The organism is Mycobacterium heidelbergense, assembly GCF_050205645.1.
Taxonomy (GTDB): Bacteria; Actinomycetota; Actinomycetes; order Mycobacteriales; family Mycobacteriaceae; genus Mycobacterium; species Mycobacterium heidelbergense_A.
On record NZ_JBNMQT010000014.1, the window covers coordinates 117,172 to 128,342 of the forward strand.

The following is an 11,171-nucleotide window of genomic DNA, read 5'->3' on the forward strand; positions in this document are numbered from 1 at the left end:
ACCGCCGCGCGTGTTGACAGGTGTCAAGTGGGCAGCAGCAGGGCGCTGTCGCCGAATTCATGCCACAAATAGCCGTGTTCGACGGCCTCGCGGTAGGCGCCGGCCACCAGCTCTGGGCCGGCGACGGCCTCCAGCAGCAGCAGGTGGGAGGCGCCCGCGTCGTGCCATCCGGTGATCAAGCCGTCGACCACGCGGCTCGGGCGGGACGGGCCGAGCACCAGGTCCGTCCAGCCCACCACCGGCCGCACCGTGCGGCCGCGGTCGGCGGCCGATTCCAGAGCGCGGGTCACGGTGGTTCCGGCCGCGATCACCCTGCCGCCGGCCGCGCGTGTGGAGTTCACCAACCGCGCGGTCGCGGGTGGCACCTGGAAAAGCTCGGGAGTGGGCGGCTCGCCCGCCTCCGCCGAGGACACCCCGGTGTGCAACGTGATCGGGGCGATCGTGACCCCGGCCGCCACCAGCGCTGTCACCAGTTCGGTGCTGAACGGCCGCGCGGCGCTGGGCATTTCGGCGCTGCCGGGGTGCCGGGCGAACACGGTTTGGTAGTAGCGCAGCGGCCACTGCCGCGTCACGTAGGCGTAGCGGATCGGGCGGCCGTGCCGGCCGAGGTATGCCCCGACGTTGCCCTCGATGATCACCCGGGCGGTCCATAGGCGTGCGCCGCCGATGCCGGGCTGCGGGTAGGAGGACTCGACGACGAGCGCGGCGCCGCCGGGCAGGTCGATGCGTTCGCCGGGCCCGACGTCGGTGAGGTGTCCGGTCGCGTTCACCGCGGGCCGCAGCTCCACGACCCACACTTTTTCGGCGCGGACGGTGGAGAAGTGCACCGTGATCGGCTGACCGGCGCGGCGGCCGTCGACCGCGGCCGGCATGGTGGCGGAATCGTTGACCACCAGCAGATCCCCGGGCCGCAGGTACGCCCCCAGGTCGCGGAAGTGCGCGTGGTCGACTCCGCCGGGCCGCGCGACCAGCAGCTTGACGGCGTCCCGGGCCAGGCCGCGCGCCTCGGGTGGCTCGGTGGCATCGGAGCCCGGGCGCCGGTGGAAGTGCGTGTGCGGCGTCGGGACAGGCGGGGTAGCCGGGAGAGTCATGGCCGCGCTCCGGAGAGCGCCAGGTCCGCGGCCCGATACCGACCTGAGGTCGGCCGGGTGTCGAGGAGCCGCAGCACCGCGGGCACGACGGATTCCGGCTCGGCGCGATCGGAGATGTCCTCGCCCGGGAACGCGGCCTGGTGCATCTCGGTGCGCATGTCCCCGGGGTCGAAGGCGTACACCGGCACGGCCGGGACCTCGGCGGCCAGCACGGCCGACAGCTGATCGAGGGCGGCCTTTGAGGAGCCGTAGCCGCCCCAGCCGGGATACGGTTCGACGGCGGCGTCGGAGGTCAGGTTGACGATCAGCCCGCCGTTCTGGGTGAGGGCCGGCAGCGCGGCCTGGATCAGCGCAAGCGGGGCGAACAGGTTCGTCTGGTACACGGCCGACAACTCGGACGCCGGATAGTCGGCGAGCAGCGGTTGGGGGCTGGGACCCAGCCGGCTCGCGTTGTTGACCAGCAGCCGAAGCGGCCCGGCGTCGACCGCCGCGGCGACCAACGCGTCACGGTGGGACGCTTGCGTGACGTCTCCGGGTAGCGCGATCAGTCGTGCCGAATTCAGCTCTGCTGCAGTGGTTTCCAGGTCGGTGTCGCGGCGGGCATCGCCCACGACGGTCCAGCCGCGGTCGAGCAGGGCGGCGGTCAGCGCCTTGCCGAATCCGCGCGAGGCGCCGGTGACGATTGCGACGGGATGGGTGTCGGAATGAGTCATACGCCCCATACTGATAGTTAAAGTAAACTTTAAGTCAAGTCCGAGTGGGTAGGTCGTATGGATAAACGAGATTTGTTCACCGTCAGCGAGATCGCGACGCGAAGTGGCTTCGCCGCGTCGGCGATCCGGTTCTACGAAAGCCAGGGCCTGATCACGGCGTCGCGGACCTCCGGCGGTCAGCGCCGGTTCGAGCGACACATGTTGCGGCGCCTCGCCTTCATCCGGGCCGCCCGAAACGTCGGGCTAAGCCTGGACGAGGTCGCCGACGCGCTGGCGAAACTTCCGGACGCCCGCACCCCGACGCGGGCCGACTGGGCGGGGCTGTCGAAAACATGGCGCGCGCGTCTCGACGATCAAATCGCGGGTCTGATGGCGCTTCGCGACAACCTGGACTCGTGCATCGGCTGCGGCTGTCTGTCGCTGAAGCGCTGCGCCATCTCCAATCCCGGCGACACCGCGGCGGGCGCCGGACCGGGCGCGGTCTACCTGCCGAAGTCTTTGCGACGGCAGGTAATTGGCGGCTAGCGCCGGGGTTCTACGACGATTCGGACAGCCGCTGCTTGAGCGCCTCGAACTCGTCCTTGACGCCGGTGGGCAGCTTGTCGCCGACGAACTCGAACCACTCCTCGATCAGCGGCAATTCCTTGCGCCACTCGTCGGCGTCGACGATCAAAGCCCGACCCACGTCCTCGCCGGTGACGTCGAGGCCGTCCAAGTCGAGGTCCTCCGCGGTGGGGACGATCCCGATCGGGGTGTCCTGGCCGCCGGCCTGGTGCTCGATGCGGTCGACGATCCACTTCAGCACGCGGCTGTTCTCCCCGAAGCCCGGCCACAGGAACTTGCCACCCTCGCCGCGGCGGAACCAGTTGACGAAGAACACCTTCGGCAGCTTGGACTCGTCGGAGTTCTTGCCGAGATCCAGCCAGTGCTGGAAGTAGTCACCGACGTGGTAGCCCAGGAACGGCAGCATGGCCATCGGGTCGCGGCGCACGGTGCCGACCTTGCCCTCGGCGGCGGCGGTCTGCTCGCTGCCCATGGTGGCTCCCATGAACACGCCGTGCTGCCAGTCGCGGGCCTGGGTCACCAGGGGCACCGTAGTCTTGCGGCGGGCGCCGAACAGGATGCCCGAGATGGGCACACCCTGGGGGTCGTCCCACTCCGGCGCCAGGATCGGACACTGCGACATCGGCGTGCAGTAACGCGAATTCGGGTGGGCCGCTTTGGTTTCCGTCTCGCGAATGATCCAGTCCTGACCCTTCCAGTCGATCAGGTGATCCGGCTCGCCCTCCAGACCTTCCCACCACACCTCGTCGTCGTCGGTCAGCGCGACGTTGGTGAAGACGGTGTTGCCCGCGGCGATGGTGCGCATGGCGTTGGGGTTGGACTTCCAGTTGGTGCCCGGTGCGACCCCGAAGAAACCGAACTCGGGGTTGACCGCGTACAACCGGCCGTCCTTGCCGAATCGCAGCCAGGCGATATCGTCACCGAGCGTTTCGGCGCGCCAGCCGGGGATGGTCGGCTGCAGCATGGCGAGGTTGGTCTTTCCGCAGGCCGACGGGAACGCCGCGGCGAAGTAGTAGGCCTTGTTCTCCGGGGAGATCAGCTTGAGGATCAGCATGTGCTCGGCGAGCCAGCCCTCGTCGTGGGCCATCGCCGACGCGATGCGAAGCGAGTAGCACTTCTTGCCGAGCAGGGCGTTGCCGCCGTAGCCGGAGCCGTAGCTCATGATCTCGCGGGTCTCCGGGAAGTGGGTGATGTATTTGGTGTCGTTGCACGGCCACGGCACGTCCTTTTGGCCCGGCTCCAGCGGCGCCCCGACGGAGTGCAGCGCCTTGACGAAGAAGCGGTCGTTGCCCATCTTCTCCAGGGCGGCCTTGCCCATCCGGGTCATCACCTTCATCGAGACGACGACGTACTCGGAGTCGGTGATCTCCACGCCCAGCTTGGGGTCGTCGGCCCCGAGCGGGCCCATGCAGAACGGCACCACATACATGGTGCGGCCGCGCATGCAGCCGCGGTACAGGTCGTTGAGGGTGGAGCGCATCTCCGCCGGGTCCATCCAGTTGTTGGTGGGCCCCGCGTCGGCCTCTCGCTCCGAGCAGATGTAGGTCCGCGACTCCACCCGCGCGACGTCGGACGGATCGGACAGCGCCAGGAAGGAATTGGGGTACTTCTCGGGGTTCAGGCGCTTGAAGGTGCCCGCCTCGACGAGCTGCTCGGTCAGCCGCTGCCACTCTTCGTCGGAGCCGTCAGCGAACACCACCCGGTCCGGCTGGGTGAGCTCGGCGACCTCCTCCACCCACGAAAGCAGCCCCTGATGCTCGGTGGGCGGGTTGTCCAGACCCGGAATGGTCGCTGAGGTCATCGAACTCTCCTGAATTCTTCGTCTGCGTTCCTGGCGTTCGTCGTGCGTATGCGTTCGCCCACACAACTGTTGACATGGTGATGCGTTAACTACAGGTTATCGTGATCACCTTGCTGGGGATGGTTCGGGCGGGTATAAGCCTCCTCACAACAACGATTCAGAAACCGGCCGTTACGAAACGTCGTCGCCCGTGCCCGTCGACGCCGGCTCATCGTTTCCGTCCTCGCCCGCGGGTCCGGCCACGGTCTCCGGCTCGTTCTCGGGTTCCTTCTCGGAGAGGGGTATACCCGGTTCTCCCAGCTCTGCACGGACAGCCTCGAGCGCCGAAGCGATCGTCGGCATCTCCCGATCGCGCACCGCCGCAGCCCGCGCCGCCGCGATGGCGTGCTCGCGCAGTTCGCTGTCGATGGCGCTGACCTGCTCGGACACCCGCGCGTTCTCCGCCTCCTCGCGGGCGAGGAGCGCCGTGCTCAGCACCGACTCGGCGACCAGCACCCGGGTGGCGACAAACTCCTCGACCGCCGATCGCAGCGAGGACGTCGCGTCGCCCGCCCAACGGTCCAGCAAAGCGCGGTCATGCAGCAGGCCGCGGAGGTTGACCACCAGGAACGTGACGGCCAGGCCGATCGCCACGCATGCCGCGGCCCCGGCGATCTGGATCAGGGGGTTCAGGCCGTGGGCCAAACCGGCGACCAGCCGGCTCAGCGTCAGCGCGACACCCAGCCCGAACCCGGCACCCAACAGCATCATCAGCCAGGTTTCCTGCCGCCGCGATTTCACGTGCGGGGGACCGACGTCGACCGCCGGCAGCTTCTCGACGGCCGGCAAGGCGACCGGCACCCCCATCTCGGTCGCGATGCCGGCCAGGTGTGTGGTGGTGTGCTCGCTCACCTCGGTGACTACCGCGTCCAACCGCTCGCGGGTGTGCGCCTCGAACTCGGGAATCTTGCGCCGGGACAGACCGCCGACGCCCTCCTGCAGTTCGCCGCGCAGCGTCGAGCAGCGGTTGCGCGCGAAGTAGGACAACTCGACCCGCGCCTGCTGGATCTGGCCGCGCAGCGTGATGGTCCGCTCGGATTTCGCCTGGCGCCGCTGCTGCAGGGCCGCGCCGCGCTCTTCGCGCAACGCCTCGACCCGCACCCGCCGACCGGCGCCCTCGGCGTCGCGTTCGACACGCTGCCGCAGTGTCTGAAGCCGAGATTCCCAGGCCCGCAACCTGTTTCGCCGGGCGATATCGGAATCGGCGAGTTGCGCCGAGACGGTGTCCACCAGCTCGTCGACGGCCGGCTCACCGAGGTCGGGGGCCGCGGCCGCGCCGACCCACGGCACCTGGCCATACCGCGGTGCGTGCGCGGCCAACGTCTCGTGGTTGGCCTTCAGCGTGTCGCGCCAATTGAGGTGCACGTCGATCTTGGACACCACGCCGATCACCGCGTCGGTGTGCTCGGCGGCGCCGTCCAGCAGCACACAGTCGGATTCGGTCAACGGCGCGGCCGCCGACACCACGAACACCACCGCGACCGGTGCATCGCCGGGTCCCAGATCCGTCGACTCGACGAACTTGTGCTGCGGCAGCCGTTCCCGCAGCGCCGCGACCACGCCGGTCACCCCGGACATCCACGGGCCGGTCACCAGCACCACGTCGAGCCGGTTGACGGCGGGAGCGTCCAGCCGCGGGCCGATCGCCGCCACCAGCGCGTCCACCCGGGCGGCCGGGTAGTCGCGATCCTCGCCGCTCACCATGGCCCCCCGGCGGCATCGGGAATCCAGGCGCAGGTCTGCGACCACAGCCGCAGCGATCCCCTGGCGATGTCCGCCCCGCAGGCGCGGTGCAGATCGCTGACCGGTCCGCGGCTGTATCGCTGCCAGCGGGCCGCCCGCGGCAGGTGCGCGGCCGGATCGGCGTCCGCGGATACGGGTCCGACCCGCAGCCCGGCCGCCTCGGCCAGGTCGACCGCGGCGGCCATCCGGGCGATCACCGTGTCGTCGCGGCGAAGGAATCGGCCGATTCGCTCGCCAATGTTGTTGTGGGAGACGGCCAGGGCCTCCAACTCCGCGACGGCGTCGAGCACCCGGCGGTAGCGCGCCTCGGCGCCGAGGGCCGACAGCTTGGTCAGGACGGCGTCGAGGCGGCTGGTGCGGCGCAGCAGGGCGCGCACCTGCGCCGGCGTCCGGCCCTGGCGGACCGCGGCGATCCCCAGCGCCGTGCCGAACAGATCCAGAGTGTGCAGCAGGTTCCGCCGGGTGTCGACGGGCACCGGGTTGTCGGCCGCCAGGAATCCGTCGAAGGACCCGTTGAGGGATGCGGCGCCGCCCGGATGCGCGGCAAGCTCCCGCAGCGCGGCCCACAGCGTGGCGTCCAGGTCGTCCAGCGCGGCGACGGCGAGCAGGCCGATCATCGGCTCGACCGCGACGCCGGCGAGCGCCGCGAGTTTCGCGCAGCGAGCGCGCGCGGCCGCGATCGGATCGTCGCCGCGGCCCGACAGCGAGCCGGTCAGATCGGCTTTGTTCAGCACCGCCAGCACCGGGCGCTCGGCGGCGCCGATCGCGTCGGCGTCCTCCGGCTTGATCACCTCGGCGGTGACGTAGACGACGACGTCGACTTGTGAATTGGGGGGGCGGTCGCCGGCGCATTCCGGCGGGGCAAGCGCGATCCCCGACGCACGCCCGGCGCGGTCCAGGGCGCGCGCGACCGTGCCGCGCCCCACACCCCGACGCCCGCGGACGGCGACGCGCAGCGGCGCGGCGGCTCGTTCGGCGATCGCCGTCACGCGCGCGTCAGCGTGCTCGGCGGCGAATCGCGTCAGCTCGTCGACGAAAATCTGGTGCTCCTGTTCCTCTCCCGGTCGATCGGGTTGGCCGATCCGTCGGCCAGCCCATTTTGCCCGTCGGCGGATCGGGTCCCACCGAATGGTGGCACCTGCGTCACCGAGATGCGAGCCACCTTGGTGTTACCAGCCAAAGGCAACTGTTGGGTATCAATCTGGACCAGGGGCGGCTACATCGGGCGTTCATGGGCCACCATGGACAAATGCATGCGCACGCCGGGGTGGGGACACGTCCCGACACACCGGTGGAGGCGAGGACCGGACTAGAGGTTGGCCAGGACGTGACCCCAGCAGCGGAGCCGCGCGATTCGGACAATCCGCAGCACGGCTACCTTCCGGCGTCGAGTTTTCGTTCCCGGCGCTCCGCCCTGTCCGACGCCCAGCGCGAGACCTGGGAACGGCTGTGGCCGCAGCTGGGCATCTCGGAGGTACCCCGGCGGATCGAACCGCTGGACACCGGCGCGTGGTTTGGCCGCGAGGCGCCGGTGGTGCTCGAAATCGGCTGTGGCAGCGGCACATCCACGCTGGCGATGGCCAAGGACGAGCCCGGCGTCGACGTGATCGCGGTGGAGGTCTACCGCCGGGGGCTGGCGCAGCTGCTGTCCGCGATCGACCGCGACCGGGTCGGCAACATCCGGTTGATCCGGGGCAACGCGGTCGATGTCCTTCACTATCTAATTGCGCCGGCGTCGCTGAGCGGGGTCCGCGTCTTCTTTCCCGATCCGTGGCCCAAGGCACGCCACCACAAACGCCGGTTCTTGCAACCGAGCACGATTGGCCTGATCGCTGACCGGCTACTCCCTGGTGGTGTCCTGCACGCCGCGACGGACCACCCCGGGTATGCCGAGCAGATCGCCCAGGCCGGTGACGCCGAACCCCGGCTGTGCCGTGTCGAGCCCGGCAGCCGACTGCCGGTGTCGATCGCCCGGCCCACCACCAAATACGAGACGAAAGCTCGAGATGCGGGTAGCGCCGTGACCGAGTTGATCTGGCTTCGACGATAGAGGCGATGAGCATGAGCCTGACCGAACAGACCGCAGCAGTACCCGAACCGCTCGAATCACCGGCGGTCCTGTCCGGTGGCCTGGGCAGTTTCGAAGCACCGGCCAGGCGCGTCCTGCTGGTGTGGGACGCCCCCAACCTCGACATGGGCCTCGGGTCCATCCTGGGCCGGCGCCCGACCGCCCTCGAGCGTCCACGCTTCGATGCGCTCGGTCGCTGGCTGCTGGCCCGCACCGCGGAGGTCAGCGCCGGCCGCCCCGGCGTCGTGGTCGAACCGGAGGCCACCGTCTTCACCAACATCGCCCCGGGCAGCGCCGACGTCGTTCGACCGTGGGTGGACGCGCTGCGTAACGTGGGATTCGCGGTCTTTGCCAAGCCGAAGATCGACGAGGACAGCGACGTCGACCGCGACATGCTCGCGCACATCGACCAGCGGCGCCAGGAAGGCCTCGCGGCGCTGGTGGTGGCTTCGGCCGACGGCCAGGCGTTCCGTCAACCGCTAGAAGAAATCGCACGCAGCGGAGTTGGCGTCCAGGTGATCGGATTTCGTGAACACGCGAGTTGGGCGTTAGCGTCGGATACCTTGGACTTCGTCGACCTGGAAGACATTGCGGGTGTTTTCCGGGAGCCATTGCCGCGGATCGGCCTAGATTCGCTGCCTGACCATGGAGCGTGGCTGCAGCCCTTCCGGCCGCTGTCCGCCCTATTGACCACGCGTGTGTGAGACTGGGAAACCAATGCGCGGGTCCGTAGAGATCCAGTAAGGAGCTTACGTGTTCGCCTGGTGGGGTCGAACCGTGTACCGCTATCGGTACATCGTCATCGGAGTCACGGTGGCTCTTTGCCTTCTCGGCGGCCTGTTCGGGATGAGCCTGGGCAAGCATGTCACACAGAGCGGCTTCTACGACGAGGGCAGCCAATCGGTGAAGGCGTCGGTACTCGGCGACAAGACCTACGGCCGCGACCGCACCAGCCACGTGGTGGCCACTTTCACCGCCCCCAACGGCGGATCGGTCGACGACCCGGCATGGCGGGACAGAATCGTCGGCGAGCTCAACAAGTTCAAGAACGACCATCCCGATCAGGTCGTCGGTTGGGCCGGCTGGCTGGCGGCGCCCGACAGCCCGAGCTCCCTGATCAAGGGGATGGCCACCGAGGATAGGAAGCACACGTTCGTTTCCATCCCGCTGAAGGGCGACGACGACGACAGCATCCTCAACAACTACAAGGCCATTGCGCCCGACCTGCAGAAGCTCGACGGCGGCACGGTTCAGCTCGCCGGCCTGGAGCCGATAGCCAACGCCCTGACCGGCACCATCGCCACCGACCAGGAGGCACTGGAATATATCGGGCTACCGATAGTGACGGTGGTGCTGTTCCTGGTGTTCGGCGGCGCGGTCGCCGCCGGCCTGCCGGTCATGGTGGGAGGGCTGAGCATCGCGGGCGCGCTTGGGATCCTGCGCTTCGCCGCAATGTTCGGCCCGGTGCACTTCTTCGCCCAGCCGGTGATCTCGCTGATCGGTTTCGGTATCGCCATCGACTACGGGCTTTTCGTGGTGAGCCGGTTCCGGGAGGAGATCGCCGAGGGCTACGACACCGACGCCGCCGTGCGGCGCACGGTCATGACGGCCGGTCGCACCGTGACGTTCTCCGCGGCGCTGATCATCGCCTCGAGCGCCAGCCTGCTGGTGTTGCCGCAGGGCTTCGTGCATTCGCTGGTCTACGCGATCTTCGCCGCCGTGGGGCTTGCGGCGGTGCTCTCGATCACCTTGCTCCCCGCCTGCCTCGGCATCCTCGGCCGGCACGTCGACGCCCTGGGCGTGCGGACCGCCTTCCGGGTGCCGTTCCTGCGCAATTGGAAGTATTCGCGCGCCTACCTCAACTGGCTCGCCGACCGGCTGCAGAAGACCAAGACCCGCGAAGAGGTCGAGGCCGGGTTCTGGGGCAAGCTCGTCAACTTCGTGATGAAGCGGCCGCTGGCGTTCGCCATCCCGATCGCCGTCGGCATGATCCTGCTGGTCATTCCGCTCGGCAACCTCTCGTTCGGGGGCATGAGCGAGAAGTACCTGCCGCCCAACAATTCCGTCCGCCTGGCGCAGGAGCACTTCGACAAGCTCTTTCCCGGATACCGGACCGAACAACTGACGATGGTGATCAAGAGCGACAACGGCAGCAAGGTCACCGACCAGCAGGTCGCCGACATCCGCAACAGGATTTCCTCGATTACCGGGTTCACCGACAAAACCTGGCAGGAGCGGCCGTGCCCCACGATCGCCGGCAACCCCTGCGTCAGCGGCCCGAACGGCGCGGCGCAGCCCAAGGACGGCTCGGTGCGCGTGATCCAGAACGGCCTGTCCAATCGCAATGACGCCGCCAAGAAGATCAGCGAACTGCGGGCGATATCGCCGCCGAAGGGCCTCACCCTGCTGGTCGGCGGCACGCCGGCGCTGGAGCAGGACAGCATTCACAGCCTGTTCAGCAAGGCTCCGCTGATGCTCGTCCTATTGCTCGGCGCCACAACGTTGTTGATGTTCCTGGCCTTCGGGTCGGTGGTGTTGCCGATCAAGGCGGTGGTGATGAGCGCGCTGACGCTCGGGTCCACGCTGGGCATCCTGACCTGGATCTTCGTCGACGGGCACTTCTCGACGTTGCTGAACTTCACGCCGACGCCGCTGATGGTGGTGCTGATCGCGCTGGTCGTCGCGGTCGGGTTCGGCCTGGCCACCGACTACGAGGTGTTCCTGGTGTCCCGAATGGTCGAGGCACGGGAACGCGGCATGTCGACCGCGGAGGCGATCCGGATCGGCACCGCGACCACCGGACGATTGATCACGGCCGCCGCGCTGGTACTCGCCGTGGTCGCCGGCTCGTTCATGTTCTCCGACCTGGTGATGATGAAGTACCTGGCGTTCGGCTTGGCGGCGGCGCTGCTGCTGGACGCGACGGTGGTCCGTATGTTCCTGGTGCCGTCGGTGATGAAGCTGCTCGGCGACGACTGCTGGTGGGCTCCGCGCTGGGCCCGGCAGTTGCAGAACCGCATCGGACTGGGCGAGATCGACCTGCCCGACGAGCGCAAGCGGCCCACCGTCGAAGGGCGATCTGGGCGGCCCCCGGTCGCCGCGGCCAGCCTGGTCGCGGCCCCGGCGCGGCACCCCCACGACCCCACTCATCC

9 protein-coding genes are annotated in these 11,171 nt (G+C 68.8%); 4 read left to right on the forward strand and 5 right to left on the reverse strand.

Going from position 1 to position 11,171, the window contains the following annotated elements:
- Positions 1–23: 23 nt before the first annotated feature.
- A complete protein-coding gene (locus ACQI5H_RS17235; RefSeq protein ID WP_427080540.1) occupies positions 24–1,091 on the reverse strand; it encodes an S-adenosylmethionine:tRNA ribosyltransferase-isomerase in 1,068 nt (355 codons plus the stop codon).
- On the reverse strand, positions 1,088–1,804 hold the full coding sequence (locus tag ACQI5H_RS17240; protein ID WP_427080541.1) for an SDR family NAD(P)-dependent oxidoreductase: 717 nt from the start codon (positions 1,802–1,804) through the stop codon (positions 1,088–1,090). Before ACQI5H_RS17240 ends, ACQI5H_RS17235 begins: the two co-directional genes overlap by 4 nt.
- A 57-nt stretch (positions 1,805–1,861) precedes the next feature.
- Here ACQI5H_RS17240 and soxR point away from each other — a divergent pair, with 57 nt between their 5' ends.
- On the forward strand, positions 1,862–2,329 hold the full coding sequence (gene soxR / locus ACQI5H_RS17245; protein ID WP_427080542.1) for a redox-sensitive transcriptional activator SoxR: 468 nt from the start codon (positions 1,862–1,864) through the stop codon (positions 2,327–2,329).
- 10 nt (positions 2,330–2,339) lie between these two features.
- Here soxR and ACQI5H_RS17250 read toward each other — a convergent pair whose 3' ends face one another.
- The 3 genes from ACQI5H_RS17250 to ACQI5H_RS17260 all read right to left on the reverse strand — a co-directional run bounded on the left by ACQI5H_RS17250 (position 2,340) and on the right by ACQI5H_RS17260 (position 7,033).
- Entirely contained in the window at positions 2,340–4,169 is a 1,830-nt protein-coding gene (locus ACQI5H_RS17250; protein WP_427080543.1) for a phosphoenolpyruvate carboxykinase (GTP), read from the reverse strand.
- A 171-nt stretch (positions 4,170–4,340) separates the two neighbouring features.
- Positions 4,341–5,912 carry a hypothetical protein gene (locus tag ACQI5H_RS17255; protein WP_427080544.1) on the reverse strand — a complete coding sequence of 524 codons (1,572 nt, stop codon included), beginning with the start codon at positions 5,910–5,912 and terminating at the stop codon, positions 4,341–4,343.
- Positions 5,906–7,033: a hypothetical protein gene (locus ACQI5H_RS17260; protein WP_427080555.1), complete on the reverse strand. Its 1,128-nt coding sequence runs from the start codon at positions 7,031–7,033 to the stop codon at positions 5,906–5,908. The genes ACQI5H_RS17255 and ACQI5H_RS17260 overlap by 7 nt, the downstream gene beginning before the upstream one ends.
- Before the next feature lie 149 nt (positions 7,034–7,182).
- Here ACQI5H_RS17260 and trmB point away from each other — a divergent pair, with 149 nt between their 5' ends.
- The 3 genes from trmB to ACQI5H_RS17275 form a co-directional block, all read left to right on the forward strand.
- On the forward strand, positions 7,183–8,001 hold the full coding sequence (gene trmB, locus ACQI5H_RS17265; RefSeq protein ID WP_427080556.1) for a tRNA (guanosine(46)-N7)-methyltransferase TrmB: 819 nt from the start codon (positions 7,183–7,185) through the stop codon (positions 7,999–8,001).
- Between the two features lie 11 nt (positions 8,002–8,012).
- Positions 8,013–8,723, forward strand: coding sequence for an NYN domain-containing protein (locus ACQI5H_RS17270; RefSeq protein WP_427080545.1), 711 nt, complete (start codon positions 8,013–8,015; stop codon positions 8,721–8,723).
- 49 nt (positions 8,724–8,772) lie between these two features.
- A partial coding sequence (locus ACQI5H_RS17275; protein ID WP_427080546.1) for an MMPL family transporter occupies positions 8,773–11,171 on the forward strand: 2,399 nt, incomplete at its 3' end.

Excerpts from the sequence above, each read along its gene's own strand:
- ACQI5H_RS17235 (WP_427080540.1), bottom strand. The coding sequence starts at position 1,091 with ATGACTCTCCCGGCTACCCCGCCTGTCCCGACGCCGCACACGCACTTC.
- ACQI5H_RS17240 (WP_427080541.1), bottom strand. The coding sequence starts at position 1,804 with ATGACTCATTCCGACACCCATCCCGTCGCAATCGTCACCGGCGCCTCG.
- soxR (WP_427080542.1), top strand. The coding sequence starts at position 1,862 with ATGGATAAACGAGATTTGTTCACCGTCAGCGAGATCGCGACGCGAAGT.
- ACQI5H_RS17250 (WP_427080543.1), bottom strand. The coding sequence starts at position 4,169 with ATGACCTCAGCGACCATTCCGGGTCTGGACAACCCGCCCACCGAGCAT.
- ACQI5H_RS17255 (WP_427080544.1), bottom strand. The coding sequence starts at position 5,912 with ATGGTGAGCGGCGAGGATCGCGACTACCCGGCCGCCCGGGTGGACGCG.
- trmB (WP_427080556.1), top strand. The coding sequence starts at position 7,183 with ATGGGCCACCATGGACAAATGCATGCGCACGCCGGGGTGGGGACACGT.
- ACQI5H_RS17270 (WP_427080545.1), top strand. The coding sequence starts at position 8,013 with ATGAGCCTGACCGAACAGACCGCAGCAGTACCCGAACCGCTCGAATCA.